The 21,624-nt window shown below is 73.9% G+C and carries 19 protein-coding genes and 1 tRNA gene; 8 read left to right on the forward strand and 12 right to left on the reverse strand.

Translation table 11 applies throughout. The features are described from left to right. The first annotated feature begins 82 nt into the window (after window positions 1-82). Window positions 83-1,474 carry a glutamate decarboxylase gene (locus tag ACFTXQ_RS00860; RefSeq protein ID WP_382634390.1) on the forward strand — a complete coding sequence of 464 codons (1,392 nt, stop codon included), beginning with the start codon at window positions 83-85 and terminating at the stop codon, window positions 1,472-1,474. Here the strand turns inward: ACFTXQ_RS00860 and ACFTXQ_RS00865 are convergent. Beyond that, window positions 1,468-3,954, reverse strand: a complete 2,487-nt coding sequence (locus ACFTXQ_RS00865; protein ID WP_382634393.1) for a Helicase associated domain protein — start codon at window positions 3,952-3,954, stop codon at window positions 1,468-1,470. The genes ACFTXQ_RS00860 and ACFTXQ_RS00865 overlap by 7 nt on opposite strands. Before the next feature lie 174 nt (window positions 3,955-4,128). Between ACFTXQ_RS00865 and ACFTXQ_RS00870 the strand changes: the two genes are divergently transcribed. Continuing rightward, on the forward strand, window positions 4,129-5,037 hold the full coding sequence (locus ACFTXQ_RS00870) for an NAD-dependent epimerase/dehydratase family protein (RefSeq protein WP_382634397.1): 909 nt from the start codon (window positions 4,129-4,131) through the stop codon (window positions 5,035-5,037). A 47-nt stretch (window positions 5,038-5,084) separates the two neighbouring features. Here the strand turns inward: ACFTXQ_RS00870 and ACFTXQ_RS00875 are convergent, their stop codons facing one another. Both ACFTXQ_RS00875 and ACFTXQ_RS00880 read right to left on the reverse strand, forming a co-directional pair. Further along, window positions 5,085-6,701: a sigma-70 family RNA polymerase sigma factor gene (locus ACFTXQ_RS00875; RefSeq protein ID WP_382634399.1), complete on the reverse strand. Its 1,617-nt coding sequence runs from the start codon at window positions 6,699-6,701 to the stop codon at window positions 5,085-5,087. Between the two features lie 77 nt (window positions 6,702-6,778). Further along, window positions 6,779-7,456: a MerR family transcriptional regulator gene (locus ACFTXQ_RS00880; RefSeq protein ID WP_382634401.1), complete on the reverse strand. Its 678-nt coding sequence runs from the start codon at window positions 7,454-7,456 to the stop codon at window positions 6,779-6,781. A gap of 116 nt (window positions 7,457-7,572) precedes the next feature. Here ACFTXQ_RS00880 and ACFTXQ_RS00885 point away from each other — a divergent pair, with 116 nt between their 5' ends. Beyond that, a complete protein-coding gene (locus tag ACFTXQ_RS00885; protein WP_382634403.1) occupies window positions 7,573-8,535 on the forward strand; it encodes a hypothetical protein in 963 nt (320 codons plus the stop codon). A 43-nt stretch (window positions 8,536-8,578) separates the two neighbouring features. Here ACFTXQ_RS00885 and ACFTXQ_RS00890 read toward each other — a convergent pair whose 3' ends face one another. Then, window positions 8,579-9,361 carry an IclR family transcriptional regulator gene (locus ACFTXQ_RS00890; RefSeq protein ID WP_382634406.1) on the reverse strand — a complete coding sequence of 261 codons (783 nt, stop codon included), beginning with the start codon at window positions 9,359-9,361 and terminating at the stop codon, window positions 8,579-8,581. 88 nt (window positions 9,362-9,449) lie between these two features. Between ACFTXQ_RS00890 and ACFTXQ_RS00895 the strand changes: the two genes are divergently transcribed. Both ACFTXQ_RS00895 and ACFTXQ_RS00900 read left to right on the forward strand, forming a co-directional pair. Beyond that, window positions 9,450-10,103 (forward strand): bifunctional 4-hydroxy-2-oxoglutarate aldolase/2-dehydro-3-deoxy-phosphogluconate aldolase, encoded by a 654-nt coding sequence (locus ACFTXQ_RS00895; protein WP_382634409.1) that lies wholly within the window; start codon window positions 9,450-9,452, stop codon window positions 10,101-10,103. After that, on the forward strand, window positions 10,100-11,098 hold the full coding sequence (locus ACFTXQ_RS00900; protein ID WP_382634412.1) for a PfkB family carbohydrate kinase: 999 nt from the start codon (window positions 10,100-10,102) through the stop codon (window positions 11,096-11,098). The genes ACFTXQ_RS00895 and ACFTXQ_RS00900 overlap by 4 nt, the downstream gene beginning before the upstream one ends. Here ACFTXQ_RS00900 and ACFTXQ_RS00905 read toward each other — a convergent pair. The 3 genes from ACFTXQ_RS00905 to ACFTXQ_RS00915 all read right to left on the reverse strand — a co-directional run bounded on the left by ACFTXQ_RS00905 (window position 11,061) and on the right by ACFTXQ_RS00915 (window position 14,550). After that, complete coding sequence (locus tag ACFTXQ_RS00905; RefSeq protein WP_382634415.1) at window positions 11,061-11,966, reverse strand: aldo/keto reductase; 906 nt, start codon at window positions 11,964-11,966, stop codon at window positions 11,061-11,063. The genes ACFTXQ_RS00900 and ACFTXQ_RS00905 overlap by 38 nt on opposite strands. Beyond that, window positions 11,963-13,153, reverse strand: coding sequence for a serpin family protein (locus tag ACFTXQ_RS00910; RefSeq protein WP_382634417.1), 1,191 nt, complete (start codon window positions 13,151-13,153; stop codon window positions 11,963-11,965). The genes ACFTXQ_RS00905 and ACFTXQ_RS00910 overlap by 4 nt, the downstream gene beginning before the upstream one ends. Before the next feature lie 65 nt (window positions 13,154-13,218). Further along, a complete protein-coding gene (locus tag ACFTXQ_RS00915; protein WP_382634420.1) occupies window positions 13,219-14,550 on the reverse strand; it encodes a glycoside hydrolase family 18 protein in 1,332 nt (443 codons plus the stop codon). Window positions 14,551-14,760: 210 nt separating this feature from the next. Between ACFTXQ_RS00915 and ACFTXQ_RS00920 the strand changes: the two genes are divergently transcribed. After that, entirely contained in the window at window positions 14,761-15,924 is a 1,164-nt protein-coding gene (locus ACFTXQ_RS00920; protein ID WP_382634422.1) for a hypothetical protein, read from the forward strand. A 22-nt stretch (window positions 15,925-15,946) separates the two neighbouring features. On the opposite strand, the gene ACFTXQ_RS00925 is transcribed toward ACFTXQ_RS00920, so the two are convergent. The 3 genes from ACFTXQ_RS00925 to ACFTXQ_RS00935 form a co-directional block, all read right to left on the reverse strand. Continuing rightward, window positions 15,947-16,390 (reverse strand): MarR family transcriptional regulator, encoded by a 444-nt coding sequence (locus tag ACFTXQ_RS00925; RefSeq protein ID WP_382634425.1) that lies wholly within the window; start codon window positions 16,388-16,390, stop codon window positions 15,947-15,949. Between the two features lie 14 nt (window positions 16,391-16,404). Further along, window positions 16,405-16,896 carry a MarR family winged helix-turn-helix transcriptional regulator gene (locus tag ACFTXQ_RS00930; protein ID WP_382634428.1) on the reverse strand — a complete coding sequence of 164 codons (492 nt, stop codon included), beginning with the start codon at window positions 16,894-16,896 and terminating at the stop codon, window positions 16,405-16,407. 61 nt (window positions 16,897-16,957) lie between these two features. Next, window positions 16,958-17,467 carry a DUF4352 domain-containing protein gene (locus ACFTXQ_RS00935; RefSeq protein WP_382634430.1) on the reverse strand — a complete coding sequence of 170 codons (510 nt, stop codon included), beginning with the start codon at window positions 17,465-17,467 and terminating at the stop codon, window positions 16,958-16,960. Between the two features lie 220 nt (window positions 17,468-17,687). On the opposite strand from ACFTXQ_RS00935, the gene ACFTXQ_RS00940 reads away from it, so the two are divergent. Beyond that, a tRNA-Trp gene (locus ACFTXQ_RS00940) sits at window positions 17,688-17,761 on the forward strand. A 225-nt stretch (window positions 17,762-17,986) separates the two neighbouring features. Further along, window positions 17,987-19,417, forward strand: coding sequence for a kelch repeat-containing protein (locus tag ACFTXQ_RS00945; RefSeq protein ID WP_382634432.1), 1,431 nt, complete (start codon window positions 17,987-17,989; stop codon window positions 19,415-19,417). 98 nt (window positions 19,418-19,515) lie between these two features. Here the strand turns inward: ACFTXQ_RS00945 and ACFTXQ_RS00950 are convergent, their stop codons facing one another. Continuing rightward, the gene (locus ACFTXQ_RS00950) at window positions 19,516-20,766 is read right to left on the reverse strand and encodes an MFS transporter (RefSeq protein ID WP_382634435.1); all 1,251 of its coding nucleotides are present in this window, start codon (window positions 20,764-20,766) and stop codon (window positions 19,516-19,518) included. Window positions 20,767-20,974: 208 nt separating this feature from the next. Continuing rightward, window positions 20,975-21,610: a VOC family protein gene (locus tag ACFTXQ_RS00955; protein WP_382634438.1), complete on the reverse strand. Its 636-nt coding sequence runs from the start codon at window positions 21,608-21,610 to the stop codon at window positions 20,975-20,977. Window positions 21,611-21,624 lie beyond the last annotated feature (14 nt).

The raw sequence follows: 21,624 nt of genomic DNA on the forward strand, positions 1-21,624 counted from the left end.
GTCGTTATGGGCGAGGTCACACCGTGGGGACGGCCGGAAGTTCGCGGCCGGATTCATCCCGCTTGTCACCTATAGTCCCGATATGGCTCTTCATGAGACGAAGGACGCACCCTCCCGGGACGCCGCGACGGACGTGTTCGCGTCCGCGCTGAGCGGCCAGATCCTCCCCAAGTACCGGATGCCGGAAGACCACTCGCCCACCGAGGTCGTCTACGAACTCATCCGCAACGAACTCCTGTTGGACGGGAACGCCGCGCAGAACCTCGCCACCTTCTGCACCACCTGGTCCGACGACGGCGTGCACCGCCTGATGAACGCCTGCCTCGACAAGAACATGATCGACAAGGACGAGTACCCGCAGACCGCCGAGATCGAGGCCCGCTGCGTCAACATCCTGGCCGACCTGTGGAACGCCCCCGCCGGCGCCGCCGCCACCGGCTGCTCCACCACCGGCTCCAGCGAGGCCGCGATGCTCGGCGGACTCGCCCTCAAATGGCGCTGGCGCGCCCGCCGCAAGGACGCCGGCCTGCCCGCCGACCGCCCCAACCTGGTGTGCGGCCCCGTCCAGGTCTGCTGGGAGAAGTTCGCCCGCTACTTCGACGTCGAGCTGCGCCAGGTCCCCCTGGAACCCGGCGCCACCGGCCTGCTGCCCCATCAGCTCGACGCGTACGTCGACGAGAACACCATCGGCGTCGTCGCCATCCTCGGCGTCACCTACACCTGCGACTACGAGCCCGTCGCCGACATCGCCGCCGCACTCGACCGGATCGAGGCCGAGCGGGGCTGGGACGTCCCGATCCACGTGGACGCCGCCAGCGGCGGCTTCGTCGCCCCCTTCCTCCACCCCGGCGTGGTCTGGGACTTCCGGCTGGCGCGCGTGGCCTCCGTCAACACCTCCGGCCACAAGTACGGACTCGCGCCCCTGGGCGTGGGCTGGATCGTCTGGCGCACCGCCGACCTGCTGCCCGCGGACCTCGTCTTCGACGTGGACTACCTCGGCGGCGACATGCCGACCTTCGCCCTCAACTTCTCCCGCCCCGGCGGCGAGGTCGTCGCCCAGTACTACCTGTTCCTGCGGCTGGGCCGGGCAGGCTACCGCCGCGTCCAGCAGGCCTGCGCCGACACCGCCCAGTACCTGGCCGGCGAGATCGCCGAGATGGGCCCCTTCACCCTCCTCTACGACGGCCGCGGCGCCCTCCCCGCCGTCTCCTACACGCTCACCGACCCGGAGGGATCGGGCTTCACCCTCTACGACCTCTCCGACCGGCTGCGCATGCGCGGCTGGCAGGTGCCCTCGTACCCGCTGCCGGCCGACCGGGACGACACCGTCATCCAGCGCGTCCTCGTCCGGCACGGCGTGACCCGCGATCAGATCGCCCTGCTCGTCGCCGACCTGCGCCGGGCCGTCGACCACCTCACGGCCGCGCCCCCGCCGGTGCCGGCCGCCGAGCCGCGGTCCGGCTTCCATCACTGAGCACGGCTCACCGACCAGCGCATGCCGAGGGCCGTCAGCGCGGCCACCCGCTCCGGGGTGAGCGAGGCCGCGCGGGCACGCTGGTTGGCGATCCACGCGCCCAGCCGGTACTCCCGGTCGCCGTACAGCTCCACGTGCGTACGGGGCACCCGCAGGTGCTTCTCGCGCAGGTGGAACTGCTCGGCGGCCTCCAAGTGGTCCGCCCAGGCCTCGGCGTGGCTCCGGCGCGGCGGCGGACGTTCCGCCTCCGTCGCCGGGGTCACGCCGAGGGTGTGCTCCAGCAGCCAGCGCTGCGCCCAGGACAGCCGCTCCCAGTTCAGCCGCTGAGCGCGCACCCAGCCGCCCAGGTCCTCGCCCTGGACCACCACCTCGCCGGGGGCGAGCGGGAGCCGGCCGCCCCCGTCCAGGTGGACCCGGGTCAGGTGGAAGCACCGCTGCCAGGAGATCTCCCACGCCGGACACCAGGAGGCGTCGAGGGCCTCCAGGGCCTCCCGGCGCTCCACCGACAGGGCCCCCGGCCCCTTGCGGCGGGCCGCCGCCCGCTGGTTCTTCACCCACACCCCGACCGGCGCCCCGTGCCAGGTGGCCTCGACCGGCGGCAGCAGGTGGCCGTGTTCCGCCGCCCACGCGGAGGCCGACGCCAGCCCCTCCTCGAAGGCCACGTCGAAGTGGCTCCACACCATGCCGAGTTCCTCCAGCCGCGCCACCCGCTCCCGGCCGAGCGCGCCCCGGCGGTACGTGCGCCGCGCGTCCGCGATCCACTGGCCGAGCGGGAACCGCGCCAGCCCGGGCGGCCACTCCCCGCCGGACGCGGGCACCTTGAAGCCGAACGGCACCTTCAGGTCCCCGGCGACGGCGGCGTAGATCCGGGCGGCCTCGATCCCGCGCCGCCAGTGCTCGCGCTCCGGATGCAGCACGCGCAGCCGTACGAAGGCGGCCAGCAGCGCCGGATCCCGCGGGGTGGAGAAGCTCAGCAGCGCCTGCGCCGCGCCGCGCACACCGGAGGCCGGCGGAGCCTCCGCGGACGCCGTCCGGCTCGGCGCCTGCGGCTGCGCGAGGGCTTCGACCAGCCGGGAGTCGTGCGCGCGCAGCGCCTCCAGCAGCCGCGCGAGGTCCCCGTACGCCCGCGAGGTCAGCATCGACTCGGGCGTCTCGCCGGGGCCGAGCAGCACCGGCACCACCAGCGAGGCGACCTTGCCCTCCCCGGGCCGGATCCGCAGCGCCCGCCCGACGGCCTGGACCAGGTCGGGCATGGAACCCCGTACGTCGGCCCAGTAGACGGAGTCGCACTCCTTGGTGTCCACGCCCTCGCCCAGCACCCGGACGCTGCCGAGGAAGGCCTTCTCCGCGATCCGGCCGTCCGCGAACGCGCCCAGCACCCGCCGCCGGTGGGCCGCCGAGTGCTGCCCGGACAGCCAGTCCGCCCAGACGGTGCGCGGGTACACCGGGAAGGGGCTGCGGCTGGTGAGCCGCAGCCGCTTCGCCACCGCCGGCAGCCCGGCGGCGAAGGCCTCGGCCTCCTTGGTCAGGTGGTGGAAGACCAGCGTGCGCCGGAACCCCTCGTGGGCGGCAGCCTTCACCAGCGCCGTCTGGAGAGCCGCCAACCGCGCCCCGCGCACCGCGTCCGAGCGTCCGTCCGGGCCGAGCAGTACGGCCGAACGGAACTCCGGATCGGTGACGTCCACGCACACCACCCGGTAGGGGGCGCAGATCCCGCGGTCGATGGCCTCGGACAGGGGCAGCGTGTAGCAGCGGGCCCCGAAGGTCCCGCGCGGATCGTCCTCCATCGACGCCACCAGCTCGCCCCGCCCGCGCGGACCGGGGCGCCCGCCCTCCGGCGCCCCGCCCGCTCCGGCTTCCGCGGCTTCCCCGGGCTGCGCGGCTTCCTCGTTCTCCTCGCCGTCCTGCCAGACCCGGGGGGTGGCCGTCATGTAGAGCCGCCGCAGGGACGGGATCCGGGTGTTGTCGTGCACCACCGCCCACGGCTTGCCGATCCGCCCGGACGTCCGGTGCGCCTCGTCGACCACGATCAGGTCCCAGCCCGGCAGCCCCGCCAGGTGCGCGCGCTCGATGGTGCCCAGGCCGAGCGAGGCGTACGTGGCGAACACCGTCACCCGGTCCACCGACGGGCCGGCCCAGCGGGCCAGTTCGGCCGGAGCGGTGGTGGTGGGCACTCCCGCGTCCTCGCCGCGCAGCGAGCAGACACCGAGGGACCGGCCGGTGCGGCCGCCCTCCCGCCAGGCCGCGGCGGTCTGCACCAGCAGATCCAGCGAGGGCACCAGGACCAGCACCCGCCCGGCCCGCAGCTCCTCGGCCGAGCGGACGGCCACCAGGGACTTACCGGAACCCGTGGCCATGATCACCTGGGTGCGCAGCCCGGTCTCCGGAACGCGGCCGTCGGCGGGCAGCTCCAGCGCCCGCACCACGGCGTCGACCGCCTCGCGCTGATGCGGCCGGAGTTCCTTCCTCCCTTTACGCACGATCTCTGCCCCCGGTGATCAGCTGGTTTGTCTCCAGCTCCTATCCTGCCTCGCTTTTGATGCAGAGGAGCGCCGGAGCGGCAGGCGCCTCCAGCGGTCTTCGAGAAAGCCTCCGGCCTGCCTAGAGGTCGAAGGTCATATCGTATGACGTGGGTCACATGCGAAGGGCTGGGAATGACCGACACCAAGAACGTACTGCTGGCAGGGGCGAGCGGGGTCCTGGGACGCCACATCGCCGAAGCGCTCACCCGCACCGGATACACCGTGATCGGCCTCGCCCGCGGTGCCGGAGCCGACGTGAGGGCCGACCTGATGAACCGCGACCAGCTGCTCCGCGCGGTCGACGGCCTCAAGGTCGACACGGTCGTGCACGCGGCCACCGCCCTGCGCGAGGCACCCATGCGCCACAAGGACGTGTTCGCCACCGACGACCTGCGGCTGATCGGGACCGGGCACCTGATGGAGGCCGCCCGCGCCGTCGGCGCCCGCCGCGTCATCGCCGAGTCGATGGTCTTCGGGTACGGCTACAGGGACTTCGGCGACCACGTCATCACCGAGGACGCCGACCCCTTCGCCCCGGTCGGAGACCGGGCGGTGGAACGCCACCTCGAAGCCATGCGGGTCAAGGAGCGGCTGGTCCTGAACGCCGAGGGCATCGAGGGCGTCGCCCTGCGCTTCGGCCTCTTCTACGGAGCCGGCGGCACCGACGCGGTCGTGGAGATGCTGCGGAAGCGGAAGATGCCGGCGGTCACCGACCAGGGACGGGTCCTGCCCTGGGTGGACCTGGCCGACGCCGGCCGGGCCGTCGCCCTCGCCGTCGAAGGCGGGCGGCCCGGGCAGGCGTACAACATCGTCGACGACACCCCGATGGGCTTCGGCGCACACGTCAGGACGGTCGCCGAGACGTTCGGCACCCCGAAGCCCAAGGCGGTGCCCGCCTGGCTGATGCGCCCCTTCTCCTACGCCCACCGGATCGCCACGACGAGCATGCGGGTCTCCAACGCCAAGGCCAAGGCCGAACTGGGCTGGACCCCGACGCACCCGGACTGCGCCGACGGGCTGCGCGCCCTCGCGGCACGCTGAGACGGCCGGCGGCCGCGGCCCGGTCGCCGCGGTGCGGGCCGCCGGCTTTACCGCGCTCCGAAGTTCTGCGTCCACCAGGGGCCGCCCGAACCCTGGTGGATGCCGACGCCGATGTCCTTGAACGAGCAGTTGAGGATGTTCGCGCGATGGCCGGGGCTCTTCATCCAGGAGTCCATCACCGAATCCGCCGTCTGCTGGCCCATGGCGATGTTCTCCCCGTACGTCGACCAGCGGTACCCGGCCGCCGTCGTCCGCTGGCCCGGGTCCGCGCCGTCGGGGTTGGTGTGCGAGAAGAAGTCCCGGTTCGCCATGTCGTCGGAATGCCGCTGAGCGGCCGTGCGCAGCTGCGCGTCCTCCTTGAGGGGACCGCAGCCGGCCGCCGCGCGCTCCTTGTTGACCAGGGCGATGACCTGCCCCGCGACGCCCGGCGGGGCGGGAGCGGGCGCCGGCGCCGAGGCCTTCGGGGTCGGCGCGCTGCTGCGGGTCTGCGCCGGGGTGGCGCTCGCGGAGGGGCTGGGCGAAGCGGAGGCCGAGGGCGACGGCGAGGCGGAGGGGGAGGGCGACGCGGAGGGCGAGGCCGAGGCCGACGGGAGCGCCGACTCGGTCGCCGAGAGGGCGGCCAGCGGAGCCGCCGGCGCGGGACCGCCGTCCTGGGTGCCGCCGGAACCGGGGAGCGTGCCCAGGTACACCAGCCCGCCGCCCGCGACGCAGGCGGCGACCGCCGCGGCGCCGATCACCCGGCGGCGGTTCTGGCGGCGCCTGCGCGCGGCGCCGCGGCCGCCCCCCGGGGCTCCGCCGACGCTGTGCGCGGCTTCGGCGAAGTCCGCCCCGGTGCCGTCGGCGAAGGCGGCGCCCGCGGGGGCGAAGCCGGCCGCACCGGCCGTGCGCACCCCTGCGAGCAGCGCCGCCGAGACCGGTACGAGGGCCAGCCCGGCCAGCAGCCCTTCCGCCGGAACCAGGCCGCTCCACAGGCCGGAGCACCGTACGCACTCACGCGCATGGCGGGCTATTCGCTTGCGCCACAGCGCCGAGGGCCGGCCGTCCCAGGCCGCCACCACAGTGCGGAGTCCCTCGCAGCCCGGCTGCGCGTCCAGGGCCCGCTCCACCACCCGGGCCGATTCCAGCTGGGCCTTCATCCGCTGCACCCGTACCGCCGTGTGCTGCGGGGACAGTTCCAGCGCGGCGGCCACCTCCGTACGGGTGAGCTCCCCGGCGCACTCCAGCCACCACAGCGACAGCAGCGCCCGGTCGTCGGGCTCCAGCCAGCGCGTGGCGCGGGCCGTCTCGCGCCGCTGGCCCGCCAGGTTGAGGCGTACGACGGTCAGGTCGACGAAGTCGGCCCCCGGGTCGGCGACCTCGCCGGCCGCCTCCAGGGTGCTCTCGCCGAGGCCATTTTGCCGGGACTGCCAGTGCGCCCGGACCCGGTTCATCGCGATCGCGACCAGCCAGGAGCGGAAGCTCTCGTCCGCGCGCAGGCCGCCCAGCCCGTCGAGCGCACGCAGCATCGTGTCCTGTACGACGTCGTCCACGTCGCAGGACCCGTTCAGGGCCCGCCCGACGATGTTGTAGACGAGCGGCAGGTGGGTGCCGACGAGCTCGTCCTGCGCGCGGGGATCGCCCGCGCGGGCCGCTGCCACCAGCTCTGCCGTGTGCTGAGTACTCATGTGATGATTCCCTGTCCGTACCGGCGGTCGATGATGCCCGATGACTGGGAGACCGTCGAGCGGGGCCCCGATAACACTTATCCGGAAGATGTTTCCGCGGCATCCGGTGCGTCCGGTGCCGGTGCTTCGGCCGGCTGGGGGTAGCGGCGGGCGGAGGCGTCGATCTGGGCGAGCCGGCGCAGGGCGGCCAGCATGGCGTCGCCCAGGACGGTGCCCGCCACCACCCGCTCCACCATGTCCTCCGGCCCGTCGCCGCGCGCGACGAAGGCGAGGTCGGCTTCCGCCACCCGCTCCGCGGACGCCGCGAACTCGTCGAGGTGGTCCAGGTAGTCGCCGAGTCCGACGGTCAGTACGGACGCCGCGGTGGCGGTGAGGGCTCGGGCCGCCGGGTTGTCGGCGTGGACCTGCCAGCCGCGGCGGGCGATCAACTCCTCCACCAGCGCCCGGGCGCGCTCGCCGGTGGCGGGGTCGGGCTCCGGCTCGTAAGTCGGCACGAGCGTGTCGGCGGCCGCGCCGAGCAGCTTGTGCACCGGCCGCCCGCGGTCCTCGACCGCCTCCACCACCTTGGCGACGGAGGCCAGCGGAAGACCGCCGACATCGGTGAGGGCGCGGATCAAGTGGAGTCTGCGGGCGTGCTCTTCGCCGTAGCGGGCCTGGTTGGGGCTGGTCAACTCCCCGGCGGGCAGCAGGCCTTCCCGGAGATAGAACTTGATCGTGGGCACCGGAACGCCGGTCGCTCGGCTCAACTCTCCCATGCGCAAAGTGAATCTCCCTTTCGTGCGGCCCGGGGGCTTGCGGGGGCGGGCTGGATTATGGATAGTCGAGCTATCGGATACCGGATAGCGCCGGTATCCATTATGGGGGGTGCAGCATGTTGCGGAACCACATCGAAGGATGGCACCGGCCACTGCTCGTCTTCGCGGCGGCCATGGGGGTGCTCACGCTGGTCTCGGGGGCCGGCCTGATCGTGGACGACCGGGTGCTGGTCGGGTCGCCGATCTGGCACAAGCCGTTCAAGTTCTCGGTCTCCTTCACCTTTTACGGGCTGACGCTGGCCTGGATGTACTCGCTGCTCACCCGCGGCCGGCGGGTCGGCTGGTGGGCGGGCACCGTGGTCGTGGCGGCGAGCGTCGTCGAGATGGTGGTGATCGTCGGCCAGGTGGTGCGCGGGAAGCGCAGCCACTTCAACCAGGAAACCCCGTTCGACAGCAGCCTGTTCGCCCTGATGGGGATGACGGTCGCCGTGCTGTGGCTGGCCGCGCTGGTACTGGCGGTCGTGCTGTGGCGCCAGCCGCTCGCCGACCGGGCCACCGGCTGGGCGGTCCGGCTCGGCTCCGTCATCGGCCTCGCCGGTCTCGCCGTCGGCTTCCTGATGGTCCAGCCGACGGATGCGCAGCTCGCGGACGGCATCAGCGACACGGTCGGCGCGCACAGCGTCGGTGTGCCGGACGGCGGGCGGCACCTGCCGGTCACCGGCTGGGCCGCCACCGGCGGCGACCTGCGGATCGCCCACTTCGTCGGGATGCACGCGCTCCAGCTGCTGCCGCTGCTGGCACTGGCCCTGACCTTCGCGGCGGGCCGGTACGGATGGGCCGCGCGTGCGGCGGTACGAACGCGGCTGGTCCTGGTGGCGTCGGCCGGCTACGCGGGCCTGGTCGCCCTGACCACCTGGCAGGCCCTCCGGGGCCAGGCCCTGACCTCCCCGGACACGGTCACGCTCGGCGCGGCCGGGGTCCTGGCCTTGGCGGTGGCCCTGGGAGCGGCCCTCGCCGTGCGCGGCAGCTCCGACGCGGAACCGGAGCCGCGCCCCGCACCCAGCCCCGCCCGCGTCTAGGCGCGAGCCCCGGGGGCGGCCGGTGCCCGCCCCCGGGTTCCGCTCACAGGAGCGGGCCGAGGGCCTCGGCCGCCGACCGCAGGGCCGGCGCGTAGGCCTCGATCTCCTCGCGGGAGACCAGGAAGGCGACGGTGGTCACGCTGACCCCGCCGCCCGGCCGGCCGTCCGCGCTCAGGATCGCGGCGCCGATACACCGGATGGTGGGCTCGTTCTCCTCGTCGTCCACGGCGTAGCCCTTCGTACGGATCTCCGCCAGCTCGGCGCGCAGCGCCCGCGCGGTCGTGAGCGTGCGCGGCGTCCGCGCCGCCAGTCCCGTCGCGGCGACCAGCTCCCGCACCTCCTCCGCCGGCAGGTGCGCGAGGACGCTCTTGCCGATCGCCGTCGAGTGCAACGGCATCCGCATGCCGACCCGGGACGCCGTCCGGAACGGCTGGTCGCTCTCCAGCTTCCGGATGTAGGTGATGGTCTCCCCGCTGTGCAGGGCGAGATGGACCGTCTGGCCGGTCGCCTCCCGCAGTTCCCCGAGGATGCGCTCGACGCTCGCCGGCTCCCCGCCGCTGACCAGGGCCGACAGCCCCCGCAGCCGGGGCCCCACCCCGTACCGGCCGTCGCCCTCCTGCCGTACGAAGCCCTGCCCGATCAGCGCGGCGAGGATCCGGAACGTGCTGGACTTCGGCACGGCGGCCGCCGCCGTGACCTCGGCCAGCCGGTACGGCCCGCCCGGCGCCGCCACCGCTTCCAGGATGCGCAGGGACTTCTCCAGCGCGGATCCGGCCGCGGACGTCCGCCCCCCGCCCGTCCCTTCACGTGTTCCGTCCGTTGACACGGGAACTCCCCGCCTGTGTAGGGTCTAGACCATCTGGTTCCACTACACGCTACTGCGTTCCACTACGTGGAACAAACGGGAGGTCCCCTTGTCCTGCCACCCGTACGCGGTGATAGTCGCCCAGCGCCTCCTGCCGGTGCTGCGCGAGCCCGACGCCGACGCAGCCGTCCGCCGGACCACCGCCCTGCTCGCCGCCGGCTGCCGCGCGGTCGAGCTGACCACCTCCACCCCGGGCTGGGCCGACGCCCTCGCCCGTACCGTCCCGCTCACCGACGCGCACGGCCGCCCCGCCCTCATCGGCGTCGGCACGGTGACCACGGCCGACCAGGCGCGGACCGCCCTGGACGCGGGCGCCGGCTTCCTGATCTCGCCCTACCCGGCCCCCGAGGTCCGTGCGGTCGCCGTGCGCCGCGAAGCCGTCTTCATCGAGGGCGGGTTCACCCCCGGCGAGATCGCCGCCGCGGTCCGCTCGGCGGGCGCCGCGAAGGTGTTCCCCGCGCATGTCGCCGGGCCGGGGTTCATCCGCTCCGTCAAGGCCGTCCTCCCCGAGGCGCTGATCATCCCGACCGGCGGCATCCGGCCCGGCGAGGTCCGCGACTGGCTCGCCGCGGGGGCGGCCGCCGTCGGCGTGGGCTCCGGGCTGCCGGCCGACCCCGCCGAGCTGGCCGCCGTATTCGCCGAGCTGGCCCTGCCGTGCTGTGCCCGGTGCACCGGCCCCACCCCCGACCGGGACCCGCGGTGAGGGCACGGGCGTACGACGTCCTCGTCCTCGGCGAGGTGCTCGTCGAGATCCACGCCGGCGCCGCCCTGCGCGAAGCCGCCGACGGCACACCGGCCCGCATCTCCTACTCCGGGGACGCCCTGAACGCGGCGGCCGCCGCCGCGGCCGCCGGTGCCCGCACCGCCCTGCTCGCCGTCGTCGGCGACGACGACCTCAGCGTCCCGCTGCTGCGGCGCGCCGCCGCACTGGGCGTGGACGTCTCCCACGTACGCCGCGCCCCGCGCCCCAACGGCGCCTACCTGCTCTCCGCCGACACCGACGGCGACCGGGAGTTCGTCTACTGGCGCACCCGCAGCGCCGGCTCCACCCTCTCGCCCCGGCACGTCGCCTCCTGGCGCGAGCTGCTGACCGGCTCCGCCGCACTGGTCACCAGCGGCATCACCGGGGCCCTGTCACCGAGCAGCCGCGAGGCCGTGACGGCCGCCGCCCGTCTGGTCCACGGGGCCGGCGGGCACCTCTCGTACGACCCCAACTTCCGCCCCCGGCTGACCGGTCGCGCCGAGGCGCGGGAACTGCTGGCCGAGATCGCCCCGTTGACCGGGCTGCTCAAGACCTCCTGCCCCGCCGACGCCCTCGCCCTGGTGGACACCGACGACCCGCCCACCGCCGCCGCCCGCTTCCGGGCGCTGGGTGCCCGTACGGTCGCGGTCACCGCCGGCGCCGACCGGCTGCTGCTCGACGACGGCACGCGGGCGGCGTACCACCCCGTGCCCGCCAACCCGGATCCCGTCGACGCCACGGGGGCCGGCGACTGCTTCACCGGCACGGCCACCGCCCGGCTCGCCCTGGGCGACGGCCTGGCGGACGCCGTGGCCTACGGCTCGGCCGCGGCCTCCCTCTCCGTCTCCGGCCGCGGCGGTACCGGGCGCGTCCCCGCCTTGGCGGAGACGGCGGCCCTGGCCGCCGCGCACCGCCGGGCTACAGGGAGTCGAGGAGAGCCATCTCCTCGGCGCTGAGGCGCAGGGCCCCCGCGGCGATGTTCTCGACGAGGTGGTCCGGGTTGCCGGTGCCGGGGATCGCGAGGACGTGCGGGCCGCGGTTCAGCGTCCACGCGAGGCGCAGCTGGGCGACGGACACCCCGCGGGCCGCGGCGAGCGCGCGAACGTGTTCGCCCTCGCCCCCGGCCGCCCCCGACTCCTTGCCCGCGCCGGCGATCGCGAAGAAGGGGACGAAGGCGACGCCCTGTTCCCCGCAGGCGTCCACGAAGGCGTGGTCCTCGGCCGGCGAGTCGATCCCGTACGGGTTCTGCACGCACACCACCGGCGCGATCGCCCGGGCCTCGGCGAGGTGGTGGGCACGCACGTTGGAGATTCCGAGGTGCCGGATGAGGCCGGCCGTGCGGAGGTCGGCCAGCGCCCCGAAGTGCTCGGCGAGCGAGGAGTCGGCCGCCCCGGCCGGAAGGCGCAGGTTGACCACGTCGAGGTGGTCCCGGCCGAGCTGGCGCAGGTTCTCCTCGACCTGCCCGCGCAGCTGCCCGGGCTCGGCCCAGTGGAAGTTCCCGGAGGGATCGCGGCCCGGCCCGACCTTGGTGGTGATGACGAGCTCGTCGGCGTACGGGGCGAGCGCACTGTTGATCAGCTCGTTGGCGGAGCGCAGCGGGGAGAAGTAGAAGGCGGCGGTGTCGATGTGGTTCACACCGAGCTCGACGGCCCGGCGCAGCACGCCGATCGCCCGGCCGCGATCGCCGGCGGCCGCATCGGCGGCGAACGCCGCCGCCCCGCTGCTCTGCGGCAGGCGCATCGCACCGAACCCGATCCGGTTGACGGTCAGGTCGCCGAGCGTCCAGGTGCCGGCGGCGTCTGCAGTGATCATGTCAGTGGTCATCCTTGGACCGTATCGGGTTCGGAGACCCAGCCGGCCGCCAGGACCAGGCGGGAGGTGCGGTGGACGGCCAGGAACGCGAAGGGGCGGTGGAAGTACACCTCGACCCTGCGGGCCCGGTACCGGGGCCGCGGCGGCGCGGCGCCGGCAGCCGCCACCCCGATGGAGGTGACGGCCGCGGCCTCGAAGCCGTCGGCGTGGAAGCGGGCCAGCGCCGACTGCCGCGCGGCGCCGATCCCCAGCGGCTCGGAACTGATGCCGGGGAAGTGCCCGTGGTCCAGGTCGGTGGCCGTCTCCAGCCCGAACAGCCGGGCGTGGGCCAGCAGGTCGTGCTGCGCCCGCACCTCGAAGGCGACCGTCTCGATGTCCAGCCGGGGCTCGGGAGAGCTGGCCGCCGTCGTCTCGACGAACAGTCCGGGGCCGGGGTTGCCGTCGGGGAGCAGGCTCGTACCCGTGGCGGGGAGGGCCCGGGTGACGGCGTCGATGCCCGTCGTGATCACCTCGCCGGCCGGAGCGCCGGGTTCGCCGAGCACGAGGTGGACGTCCACCCCGCCGTCCCCGACGACTTCGAGCAGGGTGACGGCACCGCTCGGACCACGGGCCACCCGGACCCGGTCCAGGAGGGCGGTGCTGCGGCGCAGTACGAGCAGGGCCCGGTCGGCCCACGGGCCCTCGTGCGCCCGCCCCTCCGTCTCATCGAACGGCTGGATCCACTTCAGCCGCAGCGCGAGCGCCGAGGCGAGGATCAGTCGGGTGTCCTTCCGAAGGGCGACCGGCATGCGCTCGATCAGGCCGCCCGTCCGGTCCGACGCCCACGCGTCCAGCGCGTTGTGGACGGCCTCGGCGTCTCCGGTCAGCGTGCCCCGGGCTCCCGCCGGAAGCCTCGCCGACCAGGCCTCCTCCAGCGGGAGGTCGTCCTTGGCCCAGAGCCCGGTCGCCGCTTGGAGGCCTCGTACGTCGTCCAGCGCGGCCAGCAGTTCCCGTGCCGCCCCGGCCGCGGCCCCGGCGGATATGCCCAGTGCCTCGGCCAGTTCGGTGCGGGCCGGGCCGTCCGCGCCGTCCGCGAGCAGGGCGAGCAGCGGCCAGACCCCGGCCGCGGTGAACACCGTGCCCGGGTCCCCGGCCGGGGGCCGTGCGGCGGCCCAGCGCCTCGTGAGGCGGTTGACCGCCCGTACCGTCGGGTTCCTCATGCGCGGGAGCGTACGTGGTGGGACGCCGCCGGGCCGGATCTTTTTCCGCGGCCCGGCGGCGCCGGTCAGTGGCCGCGCAGGCCCCGGTCGACGGCCGTCATCAGCTCGCCGTCGGCGGTGTCCGCGTCCAGCGACCAGAACATCGCGCCGCCCAGGCCGTGTCCGCGGATGTAGCCGGTCTTGGCGCGGAGCACCTGCGGGTCGTCGTAGGTCCACAGGGTGGTGCCGTCGAACAGCCAGGCGTGAGCGCCCCGCCGGTCGCGGTGGAGCCGGAAGGTGCCCGAGTCCGCCAGCTTCCTCAGCGCCTTGTAGTCCTCGTACCCGGCGGACCAGGTGGCGGGCGCCGGGCCCGTCGCGGGCTGCCCCATGCCGTCCCCGCCGCCGCTGACGCCCGTCCAGCCCTGCCCGTAGAACGGCATGCCCATCACCAGCTTGTGCGCGGGCGCGCCGCGCCGCCTCCAGGCGTCCACCGTGCCGTCGACGCTGAAGTCGCCCCGGGCGTAGAGCGCCGACTGCTGGGCGGTGGTGGCCTCGCCCGAGACGTGGAAGTCGTAGCCCTGGAGGGTCACGAAGTCGAGGTCGCGCATGATCCGGGGGACGTCGAAGCCCGCGTCGATCTTGGCGGGGGCGGTGGGGACGAAGGCCGTCAGCTCGTACCCCGCCTTCCGCTTCTGGCTGCGCGCGTACGCGTCGAGCTGGGTGCGGAACTCCTTGACGAGCTCGGCGAAGTTCCGCTTGTCCTCCGGCCGGAACTTCGTGTCGGCGTCGCCGGCCGAACCGGGCCACTCCCAGTCGAGGTCGATCCCGTCGAACAGGCCCGCGGCCGCACCCGCGCCGCCGCGGGTGCCGTCCTGCGGCAGGTTGCCCTTGATGTAGAGGTCGATGCACGACTCGACCAGGGCCTTGCGGGAGGCGGGGGTGAGTGCGGCGTCCGAGAAGTGCGTGGACCAGCTCCAGCCGCCCAGCGAGATCAGCACCTTGAGGCCGGGGTGCTTGGCCTTGAGCTCGCGGAGCTGGTTGAAGTTGCCGGCGAGCGGCTGCTCCCAGGTGTCGGCGACCCCGTCGACGGAGTTCTCGGCGTCGAGCGGACGGACGTAGTCGGCCCAGGCGTCGGCCTCGCCCGGCACGTTGCCGGTGAAGCACCTGCCTTCCGGGCTGATGTTGCCGAAGGCGTAGTTGATGTGGGTGAGCTTGCCGGCGGAGCCGTTCGCCTCCAGGTCCTGGACCTGGAAGTCCCGCCCGTAGACGCCCCATTGGGTGAAGTAGCCGACCTTCTTGTACGAGCGGTCGTGGCCGCCCGCCGCGTCGCCGTGCGCGCCGGCGGCCGGTGCGAAGGCGGTCAGCAGGGAGAGGGAGCAGGCGGCGACGGCGAGCCTGCCGAGCATGCTGCGGCGCATGGGCTTCCTTTGCGGTAAGGGAGCGGGGCGTGGGCGCGTGCGCGGTGCATGCCGGAAACTATTGGTCTGGACCAGAGCGGTCAAGGGGGGTGGCCGGAAGACGACTGCGGCGCCCGGTGGGGAGGGGCCGTGATCAACGTACGATCGCCGGCTCGTAGTCTCCATGACCTCGGGATTCACCGGATGACGCGTCAAGGCGGGGGACAGCACATGACATACAGGCGGGCGGCGATACCGGCACTGGCCGGAGGGCTGCTGCTCACGGCGCTCCTCTGGTGGGCGGGGGCGAGCGCGCAGGCGCTGCACCTGCCCGGCAGCACGGACGTGATCGGCTTCAAGGCCGCCACCGAGCTCGAACGCTGGCTCGCACCCTGGTCGTACGACTCGCCGGCCGCGCTTCCGTTCGGCGCCGAAATGTTCGACGGGAGCGGGGATGCGTCCGGGGTTGGCAGTGCCCGCTATCTCGCGCTGTACTCGACCGGCATGCAGATCCGGTTCGCCGCGGTCTTCGCCTTCTTCGTACCCGTGGCACTGCTCCTGATCCGCAGGCTGCCGCCGGTGCGCGGCCGGATGACGGCCGCGCTGCTCGCGCTGTGGGCCTGGGGCCTGGTGGCCGGCGTACTGGCGGTGACCGTGTCGGCGCCCTGGCTGATCGCCTCGCAGGGGCGCGGCAGTTATCGCCTCCTGCCCCAGCTGGCGGGCGCGATCTCCGCCGGACGGCAGGCCCTGGTGGCGACCGCGCTGGTCGCGGCGGTGGTGACCGTGCTCGCCGCGCGCATCACGGCGAAGGGCGCCGGTCCGCTCCCGCAGAACATCGTCCCCGCGCGGGCCGCCCGCCTGGCGGCCACGGCCGGGACCGCGGTGATCGCGCTGTCCCTGGTGGTGCTCTCGTACCAGCCGGTCGCCGCCGAGATCCAGATGGTCTCCCCGGACGGCGGACTGTTCGCCGAACCGGGCGATCTCCTGCGCCAGTGGCTGCTGCTCGGCATGTGGGTCAGCCCGGCGGGTCTGCCGCTCGGGGACTGGCTCCTGCAGCAGGCCGCCGACGTGCTGCTGCTCGTCGTGGTGTGGTGGGCGCTGCGGCGGCTGCCCGCACTGCTCACCCGGGCCACCGTCCCGGCGATGGCGGCCGGTGCGGTCGGGGCGACCGTCATCGGGCTCCTGGTGAGCCAGCTGTTGCGGGTGACCACGGACGAGTTCGGCTGGCTCTACGGGCCGCTGCAGCCGTTCGCCGGCATCGGCGGCGGTGTCCCGGCCGCACTGACCTTCGGCCTGGCGGCGGGGGCCGCGGCCGCCGTGACGCTGAGGGCGGCCGTGCGCCGCGCGGAGACCGCCGACGTCACGGCCGCGGACCGGGGCCCCGCCCGGCCCTAGCGGGGGTCCGCCGGTCAGGCGGTCAGGCGGTCAGCGCCGCGAGTTCCGCGTTGGCCCGCTCGGTGACCAGGGCGAGGACGCGACCGGCGGCGGCCAGGTCCTCGGCGGGTATCCCGCCCCAGACGCGGGCGGTGAAGGGGGCGGTCTCCGCGCCGACGGCGGCGAGCAGCCCGCGCCCGGCGTCCGTGGGGCGAAGGTGCGCGCCGTCCGCGATGAGCAGCTCCCTGGCCAGCAGCTCGTCGAGAGTGGCGCGGATGTCGGCCGGATCGGCCTTGAGCGAGCCGCGTACCTGGGCGACGAGGTCGTCGGCGGTCTGCGGGCCGTCGGCCGTGACGGCGGCCCGCAGCGTGATCTGCTGCTGGAAGGTCGTGCCGTGCCGACCCAGGACGTGCTCCAGGAGGCCGCGGGCGGCGTGGTGGGCCAGGCCGAGGGCGCGGGCGTCGGCTACGGGTGCGGTGATGGTCATGGTGTTCTGTCCCCTTACAAGCTCTCGTCGTTCGGTACGGGTGGAGCGGGAGGCGGAGCGAGAGGTGCGTCGAGCAGGGCCGTCAACTCGGCGGTGAACGTGCGGGTGCGCGGGGCGTCGAGGCCGCCGAGCGGTTCCAGCAGCTGCTGGAGCAGTTCCTGCACCACCGCGATGGCCCGCCGCGTGACCGCCTCGCCCTGCTCGGTGAGGGCGAGCTGGACGGCGCGCGGATCGCGGGGATCGCGGGTGCGCTCGATCAGGCCGGCCGACTCCAGGGCGCGCGCCAGCTTCGAGACGTACAGCGGCTCCAGGCCGGTGTGGTCGGCGAGCCGGCGCTGACTGGGCCGCTCGCCGGTGCCCTGCATGCCGTGCAGCGATGCGACCAGAGAGTACTGCGCGTGGGTGAGACCCAGCGGAGCCACGGCGCGATCGACCGCGACGCGCCATTTGTTGGCGAGCCGCCATACCTGGAAACCGGGCGTGGGACCCGGTGAACCCTTGCTCATGGCAAATAGAGTACATGGCTACTATGTCCATGGCTACTATTTTCTGCGTGCCGTCGCGCCCTCAGGAGAGGCTCCAGTGGCCGACGTCATCGGCCAGTCCTCCGTTCAGGGCGAACTGGACGGCGGTGGGTACGGCGTCCTCGGGGATTCGGAAGGTGACGTGCCCGTCGACCGTGCCGCCGGGGCTGAGCGTGACGGTGTCGGGGAAGGAATCGCCCGCCGTGGTCGCGGTGTTGAGGCCGGTGAACCGCTGCCCGGAGGCGTCCAGCAGGTGCGCGGACGGGGCGGGGGAGTCCTTGTAGACGGCGGTCCCGGTGTTCTCCAGGCGCAACCGCACGGCGACGAGCCGGGTCGAGGCGTCGGGCGCCGGGCCCTCGGGGCCGGCCGGAGCCGCCGGGTCGACCACGCGCACCAGGGTCACGTCGAGCCGCTGGCCGGGTTCGGCGCCGGAGAGGGAGACGGTCTCGCCGGACCCGCCGGGGCCCGCACCCAGCAGTGCGGGGAGGAGGAGCGCGAGCGCGGCGAGGGATGCGCGGCGTGCGTGGCGTACGCGGCGGAGGCGGGAGGGCATGGCGGTACCTCCTGATCCACGGATCACCCTGCCCACGATCCTCCGCTGCCCAGGGTCCCGCCACCCCCGGGCCTCCGCGGCACGGGTGCCGCCGTCTCACGGTGCGGACGCCGACCGGCCCGGAACCCGTGGCGCACGCACCCGCTCCGAATTTCCACCCACTTGATGCACGAAATCAGTGGATCTTCACGCCGGGCCGTGCCATGGTTGGTTCCACCGAAGGGGTGTAGCTCAGCTGGTCAGAGCGCTGGTCTCCAAAACCAGATGTCGTAGGTTCGAATCCTGCCACCCCTGCAAACGCAGCCAGTTCACGATCGCCGGGCCCGTCTCCCTGTCTTGGGGGACGGGCCCGGCGTCGTTTCCGCGGCCGAGGACGCGGCCGACTGGGTGACCGGTCGCGGCGCGTCTTCGGTGCGAGCACGGCGAGGTGAGCAACCGTCACATAGTCATATGTACCGTCAAAATGCTCCCGTTTTCGCCTCGGCATCCCGCGCCGAGCCATGCCAGGAGAGAGGCCCCATGAGGCGCACCCCGGGAACCGACCACGAGAAGCCCCCGCCCGGCCGGTCCCGGCTGCGCGGGGGCTTGCGGCGTCTGGCCGTCGCGGCCCTCGCCCCGCTGCTGGCCCTGGCGGCCACGTCGGCCACCGCGCAGGGGGTGTGGGTGACGGTCCCGCCGCTGCCGACACCCCGCACCGCGTTCGCGGGCACGGCCGCGCACTGCCCGGAGGGCCTGCAGGGCGCGTGCGTGTACGCCGTCGGGGGGTTCCCCGAGCGCGACCGGTTCGAGGCGTACAGCCCCAGGACCAACACGTGGGCCACGCTGCCGCCGCTTCAGACCCCGCGCTTGTCGCTCGCCTCGGCGTCGGCACCGTGCCCCGGTGGGGTGAAGGGCGACTGCGTGTACGCCATCGGAGGGGCGCTCGACGACGACACGGTCGTGGGGACCAATGAGGCGTTCAGCACCGAGAGCGGCACCTGGCTGACCCTGCCGCCCATGCCGACCGCCCGCGCCGGCCTGGCGACGGCCACAGCTCCGTGTGCCGAGGGGCTGGGGCTGCGGGGGGTGTGCGTGTATGCCGTCGGCGGTTACCGCACGGGCGTCGTCCCGACGGTGGAGGCCTACAGTCCGGCCACCAACACCTGGGCCACAGTGGCCCCGCTCCCGCAGCCCCGTGCCGGCCTCGGCAGCTCGGCCGCGCCCTGCCCGCCGAACCTGGGGCTGAAGGGCACGTGCGTGTATGCCATCGGTGCCGGCAACGGCATCGATGCGCCCTTCACCAGGGCGGAGGTGTACAGCCCCGTCCTCAACGGCTGGACGAGCCTGCCCGACATGCCGACCGGCCGTTTCGACGGACCCGGGGTGGCGACTGCACCCTGTCCGGAGGGCCTGAGCGACGGCTGCGTGTACGTCTTGGGCGGCTTGGGCTCCGCCGGGACCCTGGCCACGGCCGAGGCGTACAGCCCGGCCGCCAACGCCTGGATCACACTGCCCTCGATGCCCACGGCCCACCGGGAGTTCGCGGCCGCCCACGCGCCGTGCCCGAAGACCCCGAAGCGCCCGTGCGTGTACGCGGTGAGCGGATTCTTCGCCAACGGCGGTGGCATCAACGGGGCGACCCAGGCCTTCGCGATCGAACGCGCCGAGGCCGCGCACAAACCGAAACCGAAGCCGAAGCCCGACCCCTTCGCGGAGGCCGCGCCGGGGATGTCCGCCGACCGTCCACAGGCCCCGGCGGCCGCCCGCGCGCCCTTGCCCACAGTCACCCCTGGTCAGACGCCCGCCCCGTCTCCTGCTCCCACCTCGTCCCCGGCCCCGGCGGCCAGCCCGGGCCCCGTCGCCGCGTCCACGCCTACGCCCAGACCCCTTCCCAGCGCGGTGATCTCCGTCGGCTTCTGGCCCCTTCCGGCACCCGCGGCACCCGCGGCATCGCCTTCGGGCGGCTCCTAGTTCTGTCTCCCCGGTCGGTGTCGTAATCCCGCGTCGTCGCAGGTGGGACCGGATGGCGCGGGAGGAGCAGGCGCGGCGGCGCGATGCCCGCTCCCTGGTCACCTCGTCGCTTGCGCAGCAACGCCGGGCTGCGGCCGGGTCCGCATGCCCCAGCGGGCAAGGGACGGGCCGGCAGCACCCAGCGCGGCGAAGAACAACGCCAGCAGCAGCCAGCCTGCCGTGCCGAGGCCGAGCACCACCGTGGTGAGAATCGCGGGGGCGAGAGCCTGGCCCGTGCTGAAGCCGAGGCCGAGGACGCCTTGGTACTGGCCCTGGGCGTGGTCGGGGGCGAGGCCGAAGCCCAGGGCGAAGCCCGCCGAGGACTCCCAGACCTCTCCCAGGCTATGGACGAAGATCGCGGCCAGGACCAGTCCTGCCGCGGCCCAGACCGGGGCGTATGCCGCCAGCGCCATCATCGGGCAGCTGACGAGGAAGAGCAGCCCCGCCGTGCGAAACGCCCTGCCGCCGTCGTCCGGGGTCTCGATACGCGAGCCGATCCTGGTCTGCATCAGCACACAGAAGGCGGAATTGACGGCGAACAGCGCGGCCACCGTCCAGCGCGGCGCTTCGGTGTGCTCGGAGATCCAGATCGGCAGGAGCAGGGAAACCACCGGGTATTGCAGTCCCATGGCTCCGTAGAGGGCGGTGAACGTCAGGAACGGACGGTCCGCGAAAGCGAGCCAGCGCCGCTGCTGCGGCGGTGCCGCCAGCACCGGGTAGCGGGGCAGCAGGAGCAGAAGCGCCGCGCACAGGGCGAAGCTCGCCGCGTTGCCGAGGATCAGCGTGACGTAGGCGCCGCGGGTGTCCGCGGCCAGCGCCAGCCCGGCGCCCACCGTTCCCAGGACGACGCCCAGGTTGACGAAGGTGCGCAGCTTCGCCCGGAACAGGGCCGGGCGGTCACCCCCGACCCGGACCACCAGAGCGCCCCAGGCCGCCCCACCGACCGCCGCGGCGATCTGGTCGACGGTCGCGATGGTCGTGAGCGCGGTCCAGCTCTCGACGAGGACGAGGGCCGCCATCGACACCGCCTGGACCGCGAGGGCCAGCATCATGATCGTGCGCGCGCCGCGCCGGTCGGCGAGGTGCCCGCCGGGTATCCCCGCGCACAGGCCGATCACTCCGGCGATGGTGAGCGCGGCACCGACCTGCACCGCGGGCAGACCCACGACCGAGGTGAAGTACAGCGCCGACGCCGCGTTGAACAGACCGTTGCCGACCCGGTTGACGAAACTGGCGGCGACCAGCACGCGCTCCGGTCCGCTATCCCCCGCCATGCGGCCTATTCGGCCTGCCAGACCGCCCTTGATCATGGACCGCAGGCTAGCAGCGGCCGCAGAACCCGCCGCAGTCGCACCAAGACCGCGTGCGCTGACGGCGACGCGGGCCCCGACGCGTGTTCCATCCGCTGGCCGACACCGCGATGGACCTCACCGCCCGCCTCCGCAACAAGGGCAGGGGCCGCCCGGCGGGTTTCCGGCGTATCCCGGTCATGCCCCTTTGCGGGCGGTCGGGCCCGGGTCAGATCGTGACCGGGCCGTGGGCGGTGGCGAACTCGACCGAGACCAGGCCCGGTTCCTCGTCCTCGACCCAGGTCACGTCGATCTGGTCGAGGGGGTGGTCGGCCGGTTCGCCGAGGAATTCGGCGATGGAGGCGGCGTCGCCGGCGAGGGAGAGCCCTTGGATGGTGGTGGGGGTGCGCGGGTCGGCGCTCGGGCGCTCCTCGAGGGGGACCAGCCATTGGAGGAAGTAGGGCAGTTGCGGGTCCTCCATCAGTTCCAGCAGGCCGATCTGCTTCCATCTCAGGTCGAACCCGTCCGGGCGGACACGGTGGCCCTCGGCCGAGGTGCGGCCGAGGCGGGCCTCGACCGGGGCGATGTCGTCGACGGAGACCACCCAACCGAGCCAGCCCCCGCCCTCGGCGGCGCGGCGCGCGACCGCCTGGCCGAAGGGTGCGCGGTCGGCGGCGGGGTGGTCGAGTGTCGTGACGACCTCGACGTAGGTGCCACCGCTCAGCGGGAGAATGAAATTGCGGGTGCCGAAGCGCGGGTGCACGCCCCCGTCCACGAACCCGGCACCGAGGGCCGATCCGATCCACTGGACGGTCGAGACGAAGCTGTCGCGGGCCACCGCATAGGACACGTGATCAAGTCGCACGGCGCCATCATCGC

Origin of the sequence: Streptomyces sp. NPDC057010 (assembly GCF_042673805.1) — a bacterium.
In the GTDB taxonomy this organism is placed as follows: Bacteria; Actinomycetota; Actinomycetes; order Streptomycetales; family Streptomycetaceae; genus Streptomyces.